This is a genomic window from Pseudoxanthomonas sp. USHLN014 (genome assembly GCF_037153335.1).
GTDB lineage: Bacteria > Pseudomonadota > Gammaproteobacteria > Xanthomonadales > Xanthomonadaceae > Pseudoxanthomonas_A > Pseudoxanthomonas_A winnipegensis.
The window spans coordinates 62,320-81,243 of the sequence record NZ_JBBCKO010000011.1 but is presented as its reverse complement, the minus strand read 5'-3'; the positions used below and the strand labels follow the sequence as shown (position 1 = coordinate 81,243).

At 69.4% G+C, this 18,924-nt stretch carries 16 protein-coding genes, 1 pseudogene and 1 riboswitch; of the genes and pseudogenes, 8 read left to right on the top strand and 9 right to left on the bottom strand.

The genetic code is table 11. From position 1 onward, the window contains the following. Window positions 1-24: 24 nt before the first annotated feature. Window positions 25-183 (top strand): annotated as a pseudogene (locus WFQ05_RS17495) (phosphatidate cytidylyltransferase); the annotation flags it as partial. Window positions 184-190: 7 nt separating this feature from the next. Here WFQ05_RS17495 and WFQ05_RS17490 read toward each other — a convergent pair. After that, a complete protein-coding gene (locus WFQ05_RS17490) occupies window positions 191-1,519 on the bottom strand; it encodes a DUF6056 family protein (protein ID WP_337054741.1) in 1,329 nt (442 codons plus the stop codon). After that, on the bottom strand, window positions 1,516-2,028 hold the full coding sequence (locus WFQ05_RS17485) for a hypothetical protein (protein WP_337054740.1): 513 nt from the start codon (window positions 2,026-2,028) through the stop codon (window positions 1,516-1,518). The genes WFQ05_RS17490 and WFQ05_RS17485 overlap by 4 nt, the downstream gene beginning before the upstream one ends. A gap of 47 nt (window positions 2,029-2,075) precedes the next feature. On the opposite strand from WFQ05_RS17485, the gene WFQ05_RS17480 reads away from it, so the two are divergent. Continuing rightward, complete coding sequence (locus tag WFQ05_RS17480; protein WP_306993267.1) at window positions 2,076-3,977, top strand: ATP-binding cassette domain-containing protein; 1,902 nt, start codon at window positions 2,076-2,078, stop codon at window positions 3,975-3,977. A gap of 281 nt (window positions 3,978-4,258) precedes the next feature. On the opposite strand, the gene WFQ05_RS17475 is transcribed toward WFQ05_RS17480, so the two are convergent. Further along, entirely contained in the window at window positions 4,259-5,302 is a 1,044-nt protein-coding gene (locus WFQ05_RS17475; protein ID WP_337054739.1) for a DUF4105 domain-containing protein, read from the bottom strand. Window positions 5,303-5,411: 109 nt separating this feature from the next. On the opposite strand from WFQ05_RS17475, the gene WFQ05_RS17470 reads away from it, so the two are divergent. Beyond that, window positions 5,412-6,239, top strand: a complete 828-nt coding sequence (locus WFQ05_RS17470) for an aldo/keto reductase (RefSeq protein ID WP_337054738.1) — start codon at window positions 5,412-5,414, stop codon at window positions 6,237-6,239. Window positions 6,240-6,486: 247 nt separating this feature from the next. Here the strand turns inward: WFQ05_RS17470 and ppc are convergent, their stop codons facing one another. Continuing rightward, complete coding sequence (gene ppc, locus WFQ05_RS17465; RefSeq protein WP_337054789.1) at window positions 6,487-9,198, bottom strand: phosphoenolpyruvate carboxylase; 2,712 nt, start codon at window positions 9,196-9,198, stop codon at window positions 6,487-6,489. Between the two features lie 116 nt (window positions 9,199-9,314). Continuing rightward, window positions 9,315-9,404: riboswitch (S-adenosyl-L-homocysteine riboswitch) on the top strand. Between the two features lie 38 nt (window positions 9,405-9,442). Between ppc and ahcY the strand changes: the two genes are divergently transcribed. The 4 genes from ahcY (at window position 9,443) to ybaK (ending at window position 12,447) form a co-directional block, all read left to right on the top strand. Beyond that, the gene (gene ahcY, locus WFQ05_RS17460; protein WP_130515798.1) at window positions 9,443-10,885 is read left to right on the top strand and encodes an adenosylhomocysteinase; all 1,443 of its coding nucleotides are present in this window, start codon (window positions 9,443-9,445) and stop codon (window positions 10,883-10,885) included. A gap of 147 nt (window positions 10,886-11,032) precedes the next feature. After that, a complete protein-coding gene (locus WFQ05_RS17455) occupies window positions 11,033-11,317 on the top strand; it encodes a DUF1778 domain-containing protein (RefSeq protein WP_130533591.1) in 285 nt (94 codons plus the stop codon). Between the two features lies 1 nt (window position 11,318). Next, window positions 11,319-11,618: a type II toxin-antitoxin system RelE/ParE family toxin gene (locus WFQ05_RS17450; protein ID WP_306993273.1), complete on the top strand. Its 300-nt coding sequence runs from the start codon at window positions 11,319-11,321 to the stop codon at window positions 11,616-11,618. A 355-nt stretch (window positions 11,619-11,973) separates the two neighbouring features. After that, window positions 11,974-12,447, top strand: a complete 474-nt coding sequence (gene ybaK / locus WFQ05_RS17445; protein ID WP_130515794.1) for a Cys-tRNA(Pro) deacylase — start codon at window positions 11,974-11,976, stop codon at window positions 12,445-12,447. A gap of 34 nt (window positions 12,448-12,481) precedes the next feature. On the opposite strand, the gene WFQ05_RS17440 is transcribed toward ybaK, so the two are convergent. From WFQ05_RS17440 to WFQ05_RS17420, 5 genes are all read right to left on the bottom strand, one after another. Continuing rightward, a complete protein-coding gene (locus WFQ05_RS17440; protein ID WP_337054737.1) occupies window positions 12,482-13,906 on the bottom strand; it encodes a porin in 1,425 nt (474 codons plus the stop codon). Between the two features lie 117 nt (window positions 13,907-14,023). Continuing rightward, window positions 14,024-14,800: an ABC transporter permease gene (locus WFQ05_RS17435; protein ID WP_130515792.1), complete on the bottom strand. Its 777-nt coding sequence runs from the start codon at window positions 14,798-14,800 to the stop codon at window positions 14,024-14,026. Further along, the gene (locus WFQ05_RS17430) at window positions 14,784-15,617 is read right to left on the bottom strand and encodes an ABC transporter ATP-binding protein (protein ID WP_130515790.1); all 834 of its coding nucleotides are present in this window, start codon (window positions 15,615-15,617) and stop codon (window positions 14,784-14,786) included. The genes WFQ05_RS17435 and WFQ05_RS17430 overlap by 17 nt, the downstream gene beginning before the upstream one ends. Before the next feature lie 15 nt (window positions 15,618-15,632). Continuing rightward, window positions 15,633-16,709 (bottom strand): ABC transporter substrate-binding protein, encoded by a 1,077-nt coding sequence (locus tag WFQ05_RS17425; protein WP_337054735.1) that lies wholly within the window; start codon window positions 16,707-16,709, stop codon window positions 15,633-15,635. A gap of 61 nt (window positions 16,710-16,770) precedes the next feature. Beyond that, window positions 16,771-17,877: a 4-oxalomesaconate tautomerase gene (locus WFQ05_RS17420; protein WP_130523354.1), complete on the bottom strand. Its 1,107-nt coding sequence runs from the start codon at window positions 17,875-17,877 to the stop codon at window positions 16,771-16,773. A gap of 108 nt (window positions 17,878-17,985) precedes the next feature. Between WFQ05_RS17420 and WFQ05_RS17415 the strand changes: the two genes are divergently transcribed. After that, window positions 17,986-18,906 (top strand): LysR family transcriptional regulator, encoded by a 921-nt coding sequence (locus tag WFQ05_RS17415; protein WP_337054734.1) that lies wholly within the window; start codon window positions 17,986-17,988, stop codon window positions 18,904-18,906. Window positions 18,907-18,924: the final 18 nt, after the last annotated feature.

Below are 18,924 nucleotides of genomic sequence, written 5' to 3'. Positions count from 1 at the left end.
TGCCCGGGCGCCGGCCGTTTGCTGGGCGGGCTGGCGCTGTCGGCGACCAAGCGCAGCCTGGGCGCCAAGGCCTGGGGCACGATGATCGAGTGGCACGGCGGCGCGCTGGACCGGCTGGACTCGGTGGTGTTCGCCGCGCCGGTGTTCTTCCCCGGGGTGCGCTACGCGTTCAACCCCGGCTGACGGGCCTTCAGACGAAGGCGGCCATCGTCACCCGCCAGCTGGCCAGCACCACGATCAGCGCCAGCAGGCCGCCGCGCACGCGCGGCCCGTAGTCCAGCCCGATGCGGTCGAGCTGACGCAGGCCGACCACCACCAGCGCCAGCAGGCACAGGAAGGCGATGCGCTGGCCGGACAGATAGGCCGTGGGCGAGAAGCCCATCATCCCCAGCGAGGCCAGGCCCAGCAGCAGCAGGCCCAGCATCCGTGCAGCCTCGCGCCCATCGCGCCAGAAGCCGCAGGCCGCGGCGATCACCACGCAGCCCACGGTGAAGGCCGACCACGCGCTGAGCGCATACAGCCACGGGTTCCACACCGCATCGCCATCCAGGCGCAGCGGCAGCGACAGCTGCAGGGGATCGCCCGGCACGTGCGGCACGAACAGCAGCATCTGCAGCAGCGACACCGCCAGCACCACGCCCAGCAGCGCTTTAAGCCAGCGCGCCAGCGGCGCGCGCCACAGCAGCACCAGGGCCAGCGCGGTGACCGTGCCGAACAGGTAGTTGCGCGGGTCGGTCATCGCCCGCTCGATCAACCCTAAGCCGATGCGCAGCTTCTCCAGCACATCCAGGTCGGCGAAGTTGGGAAAGCGCATGCCGGTCTCCTCGCGGAACCGCTCAACATTGCCCGGCGCGCTGAGGGCGAAGGCCGCGTTGGCGCACAGCAGCGCCAGCTGGGCCCAGTCCCAGCCGCTCGCCCGGCGCTGCCGGGCGCGCCACAGGCACAGCCCGAGCGTCAGCGGCACCAGCACCAGCGCCAGCTGGTCGCAATACGCCGCCAGCGCCGCGGCCAGGCAGGCGGCCAGCCGCGCCGGCCAGCGATGGGGGGTTTCCTCGACCAGCGGCACCAGGCTCCACACGCCCAGCGTCACCGGCCACAGATAGTTGAGCGAGCCGGTCAGCCACCAGCACGCCTCGTAGATGGCCTGCGGCGTCATCAGCATCACCAGCGCGAACACCCCCCCCGTGGCGCCCGGCCACGACCAGCGTGTGCCCGGCCGCGCCAGCCGCGCCAGGCCCACGCACAGCAGCGCCATCACCACCGCGTTGCAGGCGCGCCAAAGGCCGGGCGCATGGACGATGGTCACCAGCAGCGCCTCGATCGGCAGCCGCCCGGTCCAGGTGTGATAGCGGTGCACCAGGTAGTCGCGCAGCGTGTAGGTGTCGAGCATGCTGGCGAAGTAGCTGTCGTCGGCCACCGGCGCCGAGCTGATGCCGAAGGCGTGGATCGAGGCGATCGAGGCCAGCATCCAGGCCAGGCCCAGCAGCGGCCAGTGCCAGCGCAGGCGCGGCGCGCTCACGGCGACAGCCCCGCGCAGTCCAGCGGCAGCAGCGAAGGCGTGTCGCCGGCGCGCCAGTCGAGGAACAGCCGCGCGCCCCGCAGCGAGACACCGGCCACGGCCAGGTTCAGCGAGGCGGCGAAGCCGGGCGCGTAATAGGTGCGCTTCTCGCCGGTGCGCGCCTTCAGCAGCGGCGCCAGCTGCGGCCGCGCCTGCCAGGCGGTGTCCAGCGCGCGCAGGCGGCCGTCGGCCAGGCGCAGCAGCACGCGGTTGCCGCCGATCGGCCAGCCCTGGCCCTTGCGGAGGGCCCAGCCCTGCACGCGCAGGCGCTCGCCGTCGACCTCGCAGCGTTCGGTCGCGTACAGGAACATCCCCGGCGCCGGCGCCGCGGACGCCGCGTCGCTCGCCACCGGCGCGGCGTTGTCGCGCCAGAACAGCAGTGCGTAGAACGCGGCGAATCCCAGCGCGCAGGCCGCCACGCCGATTCCCACCCAGCGCGACAGCGCGCGCCCTTCCCTCACCGCCGCCATGCCGTCGTGCCCGCTGCCCGTGCCAGATGCCCGGCTACAATGGTCGCATGTCCCTCCTGCAACTTTCCCGCGTCGACTACAGCGTCGGCGGCCCGCTGCTGCTCGAACAGGTCGAGCTGTCCATCGAACCCCACGAGCGCGTATGCATCGTCGGCCGCAACGGCGCCGGCAAGTCCACGCTGATGAAGCTGATCGCCGGCGAGCTGCAGGCCGACGACGGCGAGGTGCGCCTGCAGTCGGGCACGGTGGTCGCGCGCATGGCCCAGGAAGTGCCGCCGGACACCGCCGGCAGCATCTTCGACGTGGTCGCCCAGGGCCTGGGCGCGCTGGGCCGGATGCTGGCCGACTACCACCACGCCGTGCACGAGGGCGACATGGACGCCATGGGCCGCGCCCAAGCGCAGATCGAGGCCCACAACGCCTGGGACCTGGACCGCCGCGTGCAGGCCACGCTGGACCGGCTGGAGCTGGACGGCGAATCGGACTTCGCCGGCCTGTCCGGCGGCATGAAGCGCCGCGTGCTGCTGGCCCAGGCGCTGGTGCGCCAGCCGGACATCCTGCTGCTGGACGAGCCGACCAACCACCTGGACATCGAGGCCATCGACTGGCTGGAAGGCTTCCTCAAGTCCTTCGAAGGCAGCCTGATCTTCATCACCCACGACCGCAGCTTCCTGCGCAACCTGGCCACGCGCATCGTCGAGATCGACCGCGGCCAGGTCACCAGCTGGCCGGGCGACTACGACAACTACCTGCGCCGCCGCGAGGAGCGCCTGCACGCGCAGGCGCAGGAGAACGCGCGCTTCGACAAGCTGCTGGCCCAGGAGGAAGTCTGGATCCGCCAGGGCATCAAGGCCCGCCGCACCCGCAACGAGGGCCGCGTCACCGCGCTCAAGGCCATGCGCCGCGAACGCGCCGCCCGCCGCGACCTGCAGGGCAACGTGCGCATGGAGACCTCCAACGCGCAGGCTTCGGGCAAGAAGGTCATCAGCGCCGAACACATCACCCAGGCCTACGCCGGGCGCACGCTGCTGGACGATGTCGCGGTGACGATCATGCGCGGCGACCGCGTCGGCATCATCGGCCCCAACGGCTCGGGCAAGTCGACGCTGCTGAAGATCCTGCTGGGCGAACTGGCGCCGCAGCAGGGCACGGTCGAGCTGGGCACCAACCTACAGATCGCCTACTTCGACCAGCACCGCAGCCAGCTGGACGAATCGCGCAACGCGCTGGAGAACGTCGCCCAGGGCACCGACTTCGTCGAGATCAACGGCAGCCGCAAGCACATCATCGGCTACCTGCAGGACTTCCTGTTCTCGCCCGAACGCGCGCGCGCGCCGATCACCCGCCTGTCCGGCGGCGAGCGCAACCGCCTGCTGCTGGCCAAGCTGTTCGCCCAGCCCTCCAACCTGCTGGTCATGGACGAACCGACCAACGACCTGGACGTGGAAACGCTGGAACTGCTGGAAGAGCTGCTAGCCGAGTACAAGGGCACGCTGCTGCTGGTCAGCCACGACCGCGACTTCATCGACAACGTGGTCACCAGCACGCTGGTGCTGGAAGGCGAGGGCCGCGTCGGCGACTACGTCGGCGGCTACAACGACTGGCTGCGCCAGCGCCCGCGCGGCCGGGCCGGCTTCGACAGCCAGGCCCGGCAGACCGACCGCAGCGTGACCGAGCAGGTGGTCGCGGCCAACGCCGCCGCCGCGGCGGCCACGCCCGCTGCCGCGCCGAAGAAGAAGCTCAGCTTCAAGGAACAGCGCGAACTGGAGCAGCTGCCCGCCCGCATCGAGCAGCTGGAAGCCGACATCGAGGCGCGCACCGCGGCGATGTCAGGCCCGGCCTTCTTCCAGCAGGACAGCGCCACCATCGTCGCCGAGAACGAGGCCCTAGCCGGCCTGCAGGCCGAACTGGAACGCGCCTACGCCCGTTGGAGCGAGCTGGACGGCTGAGGCGGCAAGCGGCAAGCGGCAAGCGGCAAGCGGCAAGCGGCAAGCCTAGGCTGAGGCTTGCCAGCACGCTCGCTCCACAAGCCGTCGAAAACCCACTGCCGTCGTTCCCGCGAACGCGGGAACCCAGCGACTTCCGCATACAGGCTCAACGACGCTTGGGCCGCTCGAAATCCTCGTCGTTCCCGCGAAAGCGGGAACCCATGGACTTTCGCGTCGAAGCCCTCAAGCCGCTGGCGTCCCGCTTTCGCGGAAACGACGAGTCCTAAGCTCTTCCGCATCGATCAGCGCGCGGCGCCCCTACGGCCCACTTCCCCCGGCACCCCCACCCGAATCGCCCGCGAAAAATCCTCCCCCTCCCCCACCGCCCGCGCCTTGGCCGTGATATGCCCCCGCGCTCGCAGCGTCGCGAAGTCGATCCCCGGCATCAACCCGCCGTGGTCGGCCACGTAGCGGTCGAAGTACCCCGACAGCAGCAGCCGCCAGTCCAGCGGCAGGCGGGCATCGATGCGCCTGGCCAGCTGAAAGATCACCGTGGTGCAGTTGCTCATCACGGTATTGTAGAACGCCGGCCGCGCGCGCAGCGCGCCGGCCTTGTCCAGATAGGCCAGGAACAGCTGCCGTAGCGCGGCCGGCGGCAGGTTGAGCCGGTACAGCCACATGTCCTCGCCACGCACATTGGTGCGCACGCGCAGGATGTCGTCCTCCTCGGCGGCGACCAGCGTTTCCTCGTACTGGCGGAAGAAGCCGCCCAGCGCGGAGAACGCCTCACCGCGCTCCTTGCGGATCTCCAGCGAGAACACCAGATGCCGGCCATCGGCGAAGCCGAAGGACACCAGCGTGTGGGCGATGGCCGGCCCCATCCAGTACGACAGCGCCAGATCGGCCGAACGCAGCTGGGACAGGTCGTAACGGCGCGTCTCCCAGCGCACGTCGTAGTCGGTGTCGCTGCGCCAGCGGAAGTCGCGCACGTTCTCCAGCACCACCGTATCGCCCTGCACCTGCGCCTGCAGCAGGCGCGCGACATCGTCGGCCCACAGACGGTCCTGCCGCGGTGCCTGCAGCGACCAGCCGGCGAGGAACCCCAGCCAGGCCAGCAGCGCTGCACCCGCCCAACGCGCGCCACTGGCGCGATGACGCGCGCGCAGCACCCTCCACCCCAGCCAGAGCCATACCAGTGCCAGCACACCGCGCAACACGTGCGGCCAGTGGTCCAGATAGACGCTGGCCAGCACCGCCCAGGCCAGCAGCGGCGGCAGCAGGCACCAGGTCAGCGCACGGCGCCAGCGGCCGGACGCCGGCGTGGGACCGTATGAGTCAGAGCGCATCAGCGCGAGTTCGTGAAGGGGTGCATCGTGGCCATCATCGTGCCGGCCTTGGCATGGAGGCAACGTCGTGCCGCCTACACTGCGAGGTCTATCGCGACAGGAGGCTTCCATGCACACGATCCCCGCCCTTGAAATGCTCGACGGCCGCACGATTCCCCAGTTCGGCCTGGGCGTGTGGCAGACCCCGGCCGACGAGACCGCCAACGTGGTCAGCGAGGCCTTCCGGCTGGGCTATCGCCACATCGACACGGCGGCCATCTACAAGAACGAGGAAGGCGTCGGCCAGGCCATCGCCACCTCCGGCCTGCCGCGCGACGAGCTGTTCATCACCACCAAGCTGTGGAACGAGGACCAGGGCTACGACAGCGCGCTCAAGGCCCTGGACACCAGCCTGGGCAAGCTGCAGCTGGACTATGTCGACCTGTACCTGATCCACTGGCCCTGCCCGGCCAAGGGCAAGTTCGTCGACAGCTGGAAAGCGCTGATCGCCGCGCGCGACGCGGGTAAGGTCAAGTCCATCGGCGTGTCCAACTTCCGCGTCGAGGACATCGAGCACATCGCCGCCGAGACCGGCGTGCTGCCAGTGGTCAACCAGATCGAGCTGCATCCGCTGCTGCAGCAGACATCGCTGCGCGACTACGGCCAGACCCACGGCATCCTGACCGAGGCCTGGAGCCCGCTGGCCCAGGGTGGAGAACTGCTGGAGAACGCCATCCTCAAGGACATCGCCACGCGCCACGGCAAGACCGCCGCGCAGGTGATCCTGCGTTGGCACATCCAGCTGGGCAACATCGTGTTCCCCAAGTCGGCCAACCCGGCGCGGATCAAGGAGAACATCGACGTGTTCGACTTCAAGCTCAGCCTGGACGACATGGCCGCCATCGCCAGCCTGGATGCCGGCAAGCGGCGCGGGCCGGATCCGGCGGAGCTCAACTGAGGCATTGAATTGGTGGGAGCATTCCCGCCGATTCTTCAGCAGCCTCAGAGCTTCGTCCTCGCCGCCTGACCATTACCCCTGTGGGAGCCGCCCGGGCGGCGATGGGCTATACCGGTAAACCCCCCACGCCGCCATGGCGGCTCCCACGAGGCATTCCCGCGACCTGCGCGGAGGTCCATGGATTCCCGCGTTCGCGGGAATGACGGGCAGTTGTTGCGACCGGCGCGACCGGCGCGACCGGCGCGGCTCAGCCGGTGTTCTGCAAGCCCTGCGAGACGCCGTTGACGCTGGCCACCAGGGCGCGCAGGAGGGCGTCGTCCTCGCGGTCGGCGGCGCGCCAGCGCTTGAGCAGGTCCACCTGCAGCAGGCTCATCGGATCGACGTAGGGGTTGCGCAGGCGGATGGACAGGTCCAGGCGCTGGTCGTGCTGGAGCAGGCTGTCGTTGCCCGACAGCCTGAGCACCCAGTGGCGGGTGCGCTCGTGCTCGGCCTGGATGCGCGGGAAGAACTGCCCGTGCAGATCGCCGGAGAGCTGGGAGAACAGCGCCGCGATATCCAGATCGCCCTTGGCCAGCACCATGGCGATGTCGTCCAGAAAGGTGCGCACGAACGGCCAGTCGCGGCCCATCTCGCGCACCGCCTCCTCGCCGAACTGCTCCACCGCCGCGGCCAGGCCGCTGCCCACGCCGTACCAGCCGGGGATGGTGGCGCGCGCCTGGCTCCAGGCGAACACCCACGGGATCGCGCGCAGATTGCTCAGCGCCGCGTCCTGGCCCAGCCGGCGCGAGGGACGCGAGCCCAGGGTCATGCGTTCGATCACATCGATCGGCGTGGCGGTGCGGAAATAGTCCATGAAGCCCTTGGCGCCGACGAAGTCGCGATAGGCCTCGGTGCTGGCGCGCGCGACGGTGTCCATCAGCGTGCGCCAGTGCGCCTCGCGCGGCTCGGGCGGGCGCGGGCGGATGCTCGACACCAGCACCGCGCCCAGCGACTGCTCCAGCGAGCGCAGCGCCAGCGCGCGGATGCCGTACTTGCGATGGATCACCTCGCCCTGTTCGGTCACGCGCAGGCGGCCGTCGACGCTGCCGCGTGGCGAGGCGTCGACCGCGCGCGTGGTCTTGCCGCCACCGCGGCTGATCGAGCCGCCGCGGCCGTGGAAGAAGGTCAGCTTGATGCCGAGCTCGTGCGCGGCCTCGAGCAGTTCGACCTGGCCACGCTGCAGACCCCAGCGCGAGGCCGCCGTGCCACCGTCCTTGCCGCTGTCCGAATAGCCCAGCATCACCATCTGCGTATCGCCGCGCGCGGCCAGATGCTGGCGGTAGACCGGGTCGGCGGCCAGGTCGCGCAGCACCTCCGGCCCATGGCGCAGATCGTCCACCGTCTCGAACAGCGGCGCGATGTCCAGCGGCACCTGGCCGCCGTCATCCACCAGCCCGCCGCGCCGCGCCAGGGCCAGCACGGTGAGCACGTCGGCGCGGCTGTGCGCCATGGAAATGATGTAGGCGCCCAGCGCGTCGGCGCCGTGCAGCCGGCGCGCTTCGCCTAGCGCGGCGAACACCGCGTCCAGGCGCGGATTGCCCTCGTCCTGGCTGGCCGGCAACGTTTCGGTGCCGGCCGCGTACGGGCGCAGCAGCGTGGCGCGCGCGGCCGCATCCAGCGTGTCCCAGTCGCCCTGGCCCAGCGCGGCGGCGACCGCGCGGCCGTGCACGCTGGATTCCTGGCGCACGTCCAGCCGCGCCAGGTGGAAGCCGAAGGTGCGCACGCGCCAGAGCAGGCGGCGCACCGCGAACCAGCCCGCGTGCAGGCCCTTGTGCGCCTGCAGGCTGTCCAGGATCAGCTGAATGTCGGCCTCGAACTCCTCCGGCGAGGCGTACGCGCCCGGCGCGTCGTCCAGAGTCGCGCGCAGCCGGGCGCGCATCAGGTCGTTGAGCAGGCGGTACGGCATGTCGCCATGGCGCGGGCGCGACCGCGCGGCGGCCTGCGGCAGCTGCGCCTGGTACTGCGCCAGACGCGCGCGCAGGGCCTCGCTCACCGGCACCAGCGTGGTCGACTGGCTGAGCAGGCTCGCCAGCTGCCACAGCTCCTTCAGATAACGTTCCAGCACCACCGCGCGCTGGGCGCGCAGCGTGTCGGCGATGGTGGTGGCATCGACATTGGGGTTGCCGTCCATGTCCCCGCCCACCCAGGTGCCGAAGCGCAGCACGCGCGGCAGCGGCGGCGCGCTGCCGTAGACCTCGGTGAAGGCGTGCTCCAGCGATTCGTAGAACACCGGCACCACGCGGTACAGCACCTGGGTCAGATAGAAGCCCACGTGCTCGCGCTCGTCGGCCACCGTCGGCCGCACCGGCGAGGAGTCGGCGGTCTGCCAGGCCGCGGTGAGCGCCATGCGGAAGCGCGCGGCATCGCTGGCCGCCTCGCCCGGCGTCTGCGCACCGTCCAGCCCGGCCACCAGCGCGGCGACCATCAGCTGCTCCTTCTCCAGCAGCGCGCGGCGCACCGCCTCGGTCGGGTGGGCGGTGAACACCGGCTCCAGATCCAGCCGCTCCAGCCAGGCGGTGGCCTCCTCCAGGCCGACGCCCTGTTCCTTGAGCCTGAGCAGGCTGGCGTGCAGCCCTTCCGGCTGCGGCGCATCGCCCTGGCGCTGGTAGTCGCGGCGGCGGCGGATGCGGTGCACGCGTTCGGCGATGTTGACCACCTGGAAATAGGCGCTGAAGGCGCGGATCAGCGCCTCGGCGTCCTCGGCGGACATGCCTGCCAGGATCGCGGCCAGGCCCTGCGTGCCCTCGCCCTTCTGCCGGCGGGCGATGGCGCGGGTGCGGATGCGCTCGACCTGGGCAAGGAATTCGTCGGACACCTGCTCGGCCAGCATGTCGCCGACCAGCGCGCCGAGCCGGCGCACATCGTCGCGCAGCGGCAGGTCCGGCGCGGCGAATTCCAAGATCGCAGACGATGCCGACAAAGTTGCAGGTGAATTCATCGCGGTCGCGCCAGATGCCGATCGTGGAGGGACGCCAAGCCTACTGCAAAGGCGGCCGCGTTCATCGCCGCCGCGACGCACGGCGATATACTGCCGGCTTCGCCGAGGGGCGCTGCGACCCAAGCCGTGCCATGCACGCGCCACGGGCCAGGCTCGGCGATCCACCTGTGCAACGGCGCCCGGCAACCGCGAGCTTTCCACGCCCGCCCTTGACCGGAGCAACTCCATGAATGCGCAACTGAAGACCTTCTCGACCGAAGGCGACTACAAGGTCGCCGATATCTCCCTGGCCGACTGGGGCCGCAAGGAACTGGACATCGCCGAGCACGAGATGCCGGGCCTGATGTCGATCCGCCGCAAGTACCAGGCCACCGCACCGCTCAAGGGCGTGCGCGTGACCGGGTCGCTGCACATGACCATCCAGACCGCGGTGCTGATCGAGACGCTCAAGGACATCGGCGCCGACGTGCGCTGGGCCTCGTGCAACATCTTCTCGACCCAGGACCATGCCGCCGCCGCGATCGCCGCGACCGGTACGCCGGTGTTCGCCTGGAAGGGCGAGACGCTGGAGGAATACTGGGACTGCACGCTGGACGCGCTGACCTTCACCCTGCCCGACGGCACCCTGACCGGCCCGGAGCTGGTGGTGGACGACGGCGGCGACGTGACCCTGCTGATCCATAAGGGCTACGAGCTGGAGAACGGCAGCAAGTGGGTCGACGAGCCGGCCTCCTCGCACGAGGAGCAGGTGATCAAGAACCTGCTCAAGCGTGTGGCCAGCGAGCGCCCGGGCTACTGGACGCGCGTGGTTGCCGACTGGAAGGGCGTGTCCGAGGAGACCACCACCGGCGTGCACCGCCTCTACCAGATCGCCGAGGCCGGCAAGCTGCTGGTGCCGGCGATCAACGTCAACGACTCGGTCACCAAGTCCAAGTTCGACAACCTCTACGGCTGCCGCGAGTCGCTGGCCGATGGCCTGAAGCGCGCGATGGACGTGATGCTGGCCGGCAAGGTCGCCGTGGTCTGCGGCTATGGCGATGTGGGCAAGGGCTCGGCGCATTCGCTGCGCGCCTACGGCGCCCGCGTGATCGTCACCGAGATCGACCCGATCTGCGCACTGCAGGCGGCGATGGAAGGCTTCGAGGTCAACACCGTCGAAGACACCCTGGGCCAGGCCGACATCTACGTCACCACCACCGGCAACAAGGACATCATCACCCTGGAACACATGAAGGCGATGAAGGACCAGGCCATCGTGTGCAACATCGGCCACTTCGACAACGAGATCCAGGTCGATGCGCTGTACGCCTCTGGCGCGGTGAAGACCAACATCAAGCCGCAGGTGGACAAGTTCACCTTCGCCAACGGCAACAGCATCTTCCTGCTGGCCGAAGGCCGCCTGGTCAACCTGGGCTGCGCCACCGGCCATCCGAGCTTCGTGATGTCCAACAGCTTCGCCAACCAGACCCTGGCGCAGATCGACCTGTGGGCCAACAAGGACGTGTACGAGAAGACCGTCTACCGCCTGCCCAAGCAGCTGGACGAGGAAGTCGCGCGCCTGCACCTGGACAAGATCGGCGTGAAGCTGACCAAGCTCACCGCGCAGCAGGCCGATTACCTCGGCGTGCCGGTGGAAGGCCCGTACAAGCCGGACCACTACCGCTACTGATCGCCACCGCGATCATCGCGTGATCACAAACGGGCGCCGCGAGGCGCCCGTTCGCGTTTGGCGGCTGGGCAGCGTGATCGCCCGGCCTGGGTCGCCTGTAGCACGTCTGTGCTACATTGCTGCAAGGTCACCGCCGGAAGCCCTCTCATGAGCACCACGACCATCCGCCTGCCGGACGCACTCAAGGCCCGCATCGCGAAAGCGGCCGAAGCCGCGGGCACTACATCGCACAACTTCATCCTGGAAGCCATCGCCGAGAAGACCGACCAGGCGGAACGGCGCGCGGACTTCCTGGCGGAGGCCGACCAGCGCTGGGCCGAGTTCCTGGAAACGGGCGAAACCATCCCTTGGGAAGAGGCGCGCGCGTACTTCAGGGCCCGGGTCGCAGGAAAGCCCGCGAAGCGGCCGGTGGCGCGCAAGCTGGAAGACTGAGGTGACGCGTATTCGCCTCGGCCCCGGCGTGATCGAGGATCTGGAGCGGATTGCCGCTTACTTGCGCGACCACGAGAGCGAGCACGCTGGAGACAGGGCCGAGGACATCGTCAGCGCGTTGGACGTGCTGACAGGCAATCCCCTGATCGGCCGCCCGGCCCATGGAGACAACCGCGAACTGGTGATCGGCCGCGGCTCGCGTGGGTACTTGGCGTTGTATCGCTATGTGGACGTGACCGACACCGTGGTCGTGATGGCGCTCCGCGCACAGCGGGAAGCAGGCTATGCACGCGGTACATGAGGCAGAGGCCGACACGCGCGCCGCGGGAGCGACGATAGAGAATTCGTTGGCGGCTCTAAGTTATTTGTCCCTGACCGCATCCGCATCCACGCTCGACCCGTCACGGCCAAGCTCCGCGAACCAGCCAAAACGCTTATCGACCCGAAGTCGTCTGCGTGACGCGCGAGGCAGCGGTCCGGCGGGCGGTGGCGCGACGAGCGAGGCAGAAGGCCGAGCGCCTTAAGTCAGGGCAGGATGCCCTGATTGAGGGATAAGCGGGCCACCGCCGGACCGCCGCCCTTCCGGAGCCGGGACGCTCGAGCGCGATCTCCAAGATGAGTTCCCTTCAAAACAGCACCATCATCGACATTCCCCCATGACCCCCGCCATCGCCCTGCTCAAGCGCGAGAAGATCGCCCACACCGTGCACAGCTACGCGCACGATCCCAAGGCCGATTCCTACGGCGGCGAGGCGGTGGAGAAGCTGGGCCTGGACCCCGCGCAGGTATTCAAGACCCTGCTGGCGAGCAGCGAGACCCATGAACTGCTGGTGGCGATCGTGCCCGTGGCCGGGCAGCTTGACCTCAAGGCCCTGGCGGAAGCCGCCGGCTGCAAGCGCTGCGAGATGGCCGGCGTCGACGAAGCGCAGCGCGCCACCGGCTACCTGGTCGGCGGCATCAGCCCGCTGGCGCAAAAGAAGCGCCTGCGCAGCTTCCTCGACGCCAGCGCACAGGCCCTGCCCCGCCTGCACGTCAGCGCCGGACGACGCGGCCTGGAAGTCGAACTGGCCCCCGCCGACCTGCTGCGCCTGACAGGCGGCCGCTACGCCCCGATCGGCAAGCCCCGCTGAGCGACCCGCGCGATCGAAGCAAGAGCGCGCCGCCTCAGAACGCCACCTGGAAGCGCGTGTTGAACGTATAGCCCTCGTCCTGCCCGCGATAGGCGCCACTGCGGTTGTCGGTCTGCCAGAAGACCGCATCGAGCATGACGCGCGCATAGTCGTTGAGATACCAGTTGGTGCCCACCGTCCAGGCATGCCCGGTGCCGCCCGTGGGCAGCTCGTCGTAGTCCACATCCTCGTAGCGCGCGCGCAGCTCCCAGGCCCCGCGCCCGCCGGACGTGACCGGATCCTGCACCTTGACCTTGCCCCAGGTGCCGCTCTTGGCCGTATAGGCCGGGCTGGCCCCGAACAGGAACACACCGCCGGACACCGTCCAGGCCGAATGATCCACGTCGTAGCGGCCCGCACTGCCCACCCCGCCGATGCGGCGCGTGCCCCACTCGCCGCTCACCCAGCCCGGCCCGAAGAAACCGGCCGCTTCCACGCCATAAGCCGTGCCACGCTCGGCACCGGCCAGCGCGCCTGGCGCGATCTTGACCAGATCGTTGAAGTGCCCCGAGATCGCCGAGCTGCGCAGCACGCCGGTGGCCCCGGCCGGAATGTCCTCGTGGAAGGCCCACGCCCCCAGATGCACCGTGGCGGTCTCGCTCAGCAGCGGGTTCCAGTGCGCGCGCGCGGCCACGGTCAGGCTGTCGTTGTCCTCGCCGGCATTGTTGAGGTCGTTGCCCGCCACCGCCAGACTGGCGTGCCAGCCCTGCCCGAACACCCGCTCGGTCAATCCCACGCCGAACAGGCCGCGCTGGGGCAGGATCAGCGTGCCGACCACGTTGCGATCGGCGAACGGCGTGTTGGTCGTGCTGCTGGAACCATCCAGGCCGCGGTCGTTGAGCCGGTTGCCGATGCTCAGCTCGGCCTGGGTGCCGAACAGGTGGTGATCGACGCTGGCATAGACCGATTTCCAGGCCACCTCGTTGTCGGCGAAGTCGCCTTCCACCACATAGCCCAGCCGCCCGTAGCTGCCCTCGGCGCCCAGGCGCACCGAGCGGATCTCGGTGCCGGAGATGTTGCGGTCGGCGAAGTCCGAGCCGCCCGTGCTGGAGGCGTCCACGAACAACCGACCGCGCGGCCGGAAGGTGAAGCTGCCATCGGCATTGGAGAATTGCGGCGCGCCCTTGGACCAGCTGACCTTGGGCGCCTTGGCCTGGGCGGCCTCGACCTTGGCCACGCGCGCTTCCAGCGCGGGGTCCGCCGCTGCCGGCGCAGGAGCGACCACCGCGGTGCTCGCGCTGCTACTGCCTTCGACCGCCTTCAGGCGCGCCTCCAGCTGCTCGATCTTCAAGGCCTGCGCCTGCACCAGGCGGGTCAGTTCTGCCTGGCTCAGCGCCTGCGCGCCGGCCTGGCCGGTGGTCAGCAACAGGCCGATCGCCACCGTCAGCGCTGCCTTGGGCAGCACGTGGATTCGCATCATGGGAAAGCTCTCTCTCGGGCACGGCGACGCAGGCGCGTCGGCGGCCACACGGGGATGGTGCGGGGGGATGGGTCCAGCACGGTGCCGGCTAGAGCGCCGGCACCGTGAAGCGTGCGATCAGCTGGTCGCGCCCTGCTGGGCGTTGGGACGCCAGGTGATCACGCGGTTCTCGACGATGTCGAGCAAGGCATCGATGATCAGCACGAAGGCCGCCAGGATGATGATGCCGGCGAACACGCCGACCGCGTTGAAGTTGCCTTCGGCCTGCGCAATCAGATAGCCCAGGCCCGCCGAGGCGCCCAGATACTCGCCGATGATCGCGCCGACCACCGCAAAGCCCACCGAGGTGCGCAGCGAGGACAGGATCCAGCTGGCCGCCGCCGGGAAGTACACATGCCGCAACAGATCGCCGCGCCCGGCGCCGAGGATGCGTGCATTGGCCAGCACGGTGGGATTGACCTCGCGCACGCCCTGCATCGCGTTGAAGAAAGTGGTGAAGAACACCAGCGTCACCGCCAGCGCCACCTTCGACCACAGCCCCAGGCCCAGCCATAGCACGAAGATCGGCGCCAGCACCACGCGCGGGATCGCGTTGAAGCCCTTGATGAACGGGTCCAGGATCCGCGCCGACCGCCGGCTCAGCCCCAGCCACACGCCGCCGGCCACGCCTAGCGCGGTGCCGATCAGGTAGCCCAGCGCGGTCTCGGTCAGGGTGATGTAGACGTGCTGGTAGAACGAGGTGTCCGACAGCCAGGTCCACATCTGCCGCGCGATGCCCGACGGCGCCGGGAAGAAGAACGGATCGATCAGCCCGCTGGCCACGCCGGCTTCCCAGCCGCCGAACAGCACGACGATCAGGACGATCTGGATCAGTTTGTCAGTCTTGGCGTGCATAGCTCTTCTCCACTTCGCCGCGCAGGCAGGCCCAGATGTCGCGGTACAGGTCGGTGAATCGTTGATCCAGCTTGATCTCGGCCACGTTGCGCGGGCGCTCCAGGTCGACATCGAAGCTGCGCACCACGCGGCTCGCCGGCCCCGCCGAGAGCACCACCACGCGGTCGCCCAGCGCGATGGCCTCTTCCAGGTCGTGGGTGATCAGCACGACCGAGCGGCGGTCTTCCTGCCACAGCCGCAGCAGTTCGTTCTGCATCAGGTGGCGGGTATGGATGTCGAGCGCGGAGAAAGGCTCGTCCATCAGGATGACCTTGGGCTCGACGATCAGCGCCTGCGCCATCTGCACGCGCTTGCGCTGGCCACCGGAGAGCTGGTGCGGATACCGATGCTCGAAGCCGGACAGGCCGACCTTGGCCAGCCAGGCGCGCGCGCGTTCCTCGCGCTCCTTGGCCGCCATGCCGCGGAAGCGCAGGCCGAGCTCCACGTTCTGCAGCGCGGTCTTCCACGGCAGCAGCGCGTCCTGCTGGAACAGGTAGCCCACCGACTTCTGCACGCCCTTGACCGGCACGCCATCGATCGTGATGCCGCCGCTGGCCGGCGTCAGCAGGCCGGCCACCGCGTTGAGCACGGTACTCTTGCCGCAGCCGGTCGGCCCGACGATGGCGACGAACTCGCCGTTGCCCACCTGCAGGTCGACCTCGCGCACCGCGGTGAAGTCGCCGAAGGACATGGTCACCTTGTCGATGGCGACCATGGTCTCGGCGGGATGGAACTGGGGTGCGCCATTGAGGCTGCGCACACTGGCGTTGAGCGCCATCAGGGAATCCTCCGGTTATTGCCTGGCCGCGGCGGTGGCCGATGCGCCACCTCCGGCGGCCAGGGCACGATCGACGAACGCGTTGGTATAGGTCTTGGACAGGTCCACCTTGGCCTGGGCCACGCCGTCGTTGAACTCGCTCAGCACGGCTAGCGGCGTGGTCAGGTCCTCGGGCACGAAGCGCCCGTCGCGGGTGAAGATGGCGCGCGCGTTCTCCACCGCCTTGGCGTAGGTGGCGCGGTCGCCGGAGACGTAGCTGTCCGGCAGCGCGGCCACGATCTGCTCGCCGCTGTGATCGGCGATGAAGGCCAGCGCGCGCTGCTCGGCCCGCACGATCTTCTCCACCGCCTGCGGCCGCTGCTGCAGAAACGCCGACTGCGCGTACAGCACCGAGGTCGGATACAGCCCGCCGTAGACCTGGCGCGCGCCGGCGTCGCTGCGCGCATCGATCAGGATCTTGCCGACCTTGCGTTCGGCGATCAGCGTGGCGGCCGGATCGTAGTTGACCAGCAGGTCGACCTTGCCCTGTTCCAGCGCGGCCACCGCAGCGGCGCCGGAGCCCACGCCGATCAGCGACACGGCCGTCTCGGGAATCTTGTTGCGCGCTAGGTAGTGGCGGACGAAGAAGTCCGACGAGGAACCCGGCGCGGTGATGCCGACCTTCATGCCCTGGATCGTCTGCGGCCTGGTCGGATCGAAGGTGCTGTCGTTGCGCCCGGCCAGCACCAGGCCCGAGTTGCGCGAGAGCAGGATGAAGGCGGTGACGTCCTTGCGCTTGGCCTGCATCTGGATGGTGTGGTCATAGAAGCCCACCGCCACATCGGTCGAACCGGCGACCAGCGCCTGCAGCACCTTCGAGCCGCCCTGGGCGAAGTTCTCGGTCTTGACCTGGAGGCCTTCGTCCTTGAAGTAGCCCTGGGCATCGGCCACGAAGAACGGCAGGTTGTTGAGATTGTAGGAGCCGACGCTGATGCGCACCGGCGCATCGTCGGCGCCCGGCGCGGCGCCGGAGGCGTGGCTGGCGTCCTTGCCGCAGGCGGACAGGACGAGGGCGGCGGCGACCAGGGTGGCCGCCATGAGTGGCTTGTACATCGATCCCTCCCAGGATGTATGCGATGCGAAACGGGGACCGGGTCGGACCCGGCGAATCAGGTCATGCCGCTGAGGTCCATTCGGCAGCGACGGAAGTGCGTGGCGAGGGGGCGAACACCCGGCCTTCGAACAGGCGCCGCGCGGTCCGCACGACGCTGGCGACGACCGCATCGCTGCCCGCGGCGCGGCTGAGCCCGACGGCTAGGCTGCCACTGGGATGCTCAAGGGTAATCGTGGTCGGCAGCGGCAGATATCCCACCATGGTGTGGGCCAGCGTGCCCTCGGTGACCACCGCCGTGGCCAGCCCCACCGCGCCGGTGATGGCCAGCGCGGTGTGGCACTGATGCGGCATGAAGTAGCGGACCTGCAGGTGGCCGCCGTGCTGCGGCGCAGCAAGCAGCACCGGCTTGGGAATCACGCGGTCGGCGGCGTCGGCGATGCCCATGCGTCGCCCTGCCTCGACGCGGATGGACTCGATCCGCGCCAGCAGCGCGGCATCGGCGTTGAGGCGGGCCGGCGTCTCGTCGCCGCGCAGGCCCAGCGCCTCGGCGCGGATCAGCACCAGCGGCATGGCGCAATCGACCAGGCTCACCTCGACCTCATCGATCCATTCGCTGGCGCGCCCGCTCGGCAGCAGCTTGCCGGTGCGCGCGCCGGCGGCGTCCAGGAAGGCCAGCGAGATCGGCGCGGCGGTGCCGGGCGCGCCGGCGATGCGGGTATCGCCCAGGTAGGCCACCTGGCCGTTGGGCGTCTCCACCGTGGCCACGATCACCTTGCCGGTGTTGACGTTGTGGATGCGCACCTGGGTGCGCGGATGCCGCGCCGGCACCAGGCCGCGCTCGATCGCATACGGCCCCACCGCCGCCAGCATGTTGCCGCAGTTGGGCGCGGTATCGACCACGCGCTGGTCCACGCGCACCTGGGCGAACAGGTAATCGACATCGGCGTCGGCGCGGCTGGCGCGATCGATGATCGCGACCTTGCTGGTCAGCGCGTTGCCGCCACCGATGCCGTCGATCTGCAGCGGATGGCCCGAGCCCATCACCTCCAGCAGCAGGCGGTCGCGCTCGGCCGCATCGGCAGGCAGGTCCGAGGCGAGGAAGAACGGCCCCTTGGAGGTGCCGCCGCGCATCAGGACACAGGGAACGCTGAGCAGGTCGTTGGACATGGGCGTGGTAGATTCATACCAGTTCCGGATTAATGATCCGGTGTGATGCGATCCTGGCATGGCCACGATTGATCTGTGAATTGCTATTTTTCGGTGGATTGATCCGATATGAGCATGAATTGCGAGATCCTGGACCTGCGCGCCTTTCTGCTGGTGGCCGAGTCGCGCAGCTTCCACCGCGCGGCCGAGACCCTGCACGTCTCACAGCCCGCGCTGAGCCGGCGCATCCAGAAACTCGAGCAGGCGATCGGCTCGCCGCTGCTCGAGCGCACCACGCGCAGCGTGTCCACCACGGCCGTGGGCGAGAACCTGCTGCCACTGGTGCGGCGCATGCTGGAAGAGTTCGACGGCTCGCTGTTCGCCCAGCGCGGGGATCACGTCGGCCGCCAGATCACCATCGCCTGCCTGCCCACCGCGGCGTTCTACTTCCTACCCAGCGTGATGGCGCGCTTCCATGCCGAGCACCCCAACGTGCGCTTCCGCATCCTGGACGTGCCGGCCACCGAGGGCCTGCAGGCGGTGGAGCGCGGCGAGGTCGAGTTCGGCATCAACTTCATGGGCGCCTCCGATCCCAACCTGAGTTTCGAGGTGCTGGTGGAGGATCCCTTCGTGCTCGCCTGCCGGCGCGATCACCCGCTGGCCAAGAAGCGCAAGATCGCCTGGAGCGATCTGGAGAAGCACCAGCTGATCACCGTGCACCGCACCAGCGGCAACCGTACCCTGCTCGACGGCGCGCTCGCACGCGAGAACCTGAAGCTGCGCTGGTTCTACGAGGTCACCCATCTGTCGACCTCGCTGGGCATGGTCGAGGCCGGCATCGGCGTGTCGGTGCTGCCGCGCATGGCCACGCCGCAGGGCGACCACCCGACCCTGGTCACGCGCCCGATCGACAGCCCGGTGGTCTCGCGCACCATCGGCATCGTGCGCCGGAACAACGCGGCGCTCTCGCCGATGGCCGAGCGCTTCCTGCAGATGCTGCAGAAGCAGTGGAAGCCCGGCCCCCGCACGACCGAGCGCACGCGCGGCTAGCGCGGCACGCGCAACGCA

What these genes read in the sequence shown, in the direction of transcription:
- WFQ05_RS17485 (WP_337054740.1), bottom strand. Translation starts at nt 2,028, where the DNA reads ATGGCGGCGGTGAGGGAAGGGCGCGCGCTGTCGCGCTGGGTGGGAATC.
- WFQ05_RS17480 (WP_306993267.1), top strand. Translation starts at nt 2,076, where the DNA reads ATGTCCCTCCTGCAACTTTCCCGCGTCGACTACAGCGTCGGCGGCCCG.
- WFQ05_RS17475 (WP_337054739.1), bottom strand. Translation starts at nt 5,302, where the DNA reads ATGCGCTCTGACTCATACGGTCCCACGCCGGCGTCCGGCCGCTGGCGC.
- WFQ05_RS17470 (WP_337054738.1), top strand. Translation starts at nt 5,412, where the DNA reads ATGCACACGATCCCCGCCCTTGAAATGCTCGACGGCCGCACGATTCCC.
- ahcY (WP_130515798.1), top strand. Translation starts at nt 9,443, where the DNA reads ATGAATGCGCAACTGAAGACCTTCTCGACCGAAGGCGACTACAAGGTC.
- WFQ05_RS17455 (WP_130533591.1), top strand. Translation starts at nt 11,033, where the DNA reads ATGAGCACCACGACCATCCGCCTGCCGGACGCACTCAAGGCCCGCATC.
- ybaK (WP_130515794.1), top strand. Translation starts at nt 11,974, where the DNA reads ATGACCCCCGCCATCGCCCTGCTCAAGCGCGAGAAGATCGCCCACACC.
- WFQ05_RS17440 (WP_337054737.1), bottom strand. Translation starts at nt 13,906, where the DNA reads ATGATGCGAATCCACGTGCTGCCCAAGGCAGCGCTGACGGTGGCGATC.
- WFQ05_RS17435 (WP_130515792.1), bottom strand. Translation starts at nt 14,800, where the DNA reads ATGCACGCCAAGACTGACAAACTGATCCAGATCGTCCTGATCGTCGTG.
- WFQ05_RS17430 (WP_130515790.1), bottom strand. Translation starts at nt 15,617, where the DNA reads ATGGCGCTCAACGCCAGTGTGCGCAGCCTCAATGGCGCACCCCAGTTC.
- WFQ05_RS17425 (WP_337054735.1), bottom strand. Translation starts at nt 16,709, where the DNA reads ATGTACAAGCCACTCATGGCGGCCACCCTGGTCGCCGCCGCCCTCGTC.
- WFQ05_RS17420 (WP_130523354.1), bottom strand. Translation starts at nt 17,877, where the DNA reads ATGTCCAACGACCTGCTCAGCGTTCCCTGTGTCCTGATGCGCGGCGGC.
- WFQ05_RS17415 (WP_337054734.1), top strand. Translation starts at nt 17,986, where the DNA reads ATGAGCATGAATTGCGAGATCCTGGACCTGCGCGCCTTTCTGCTGGTG.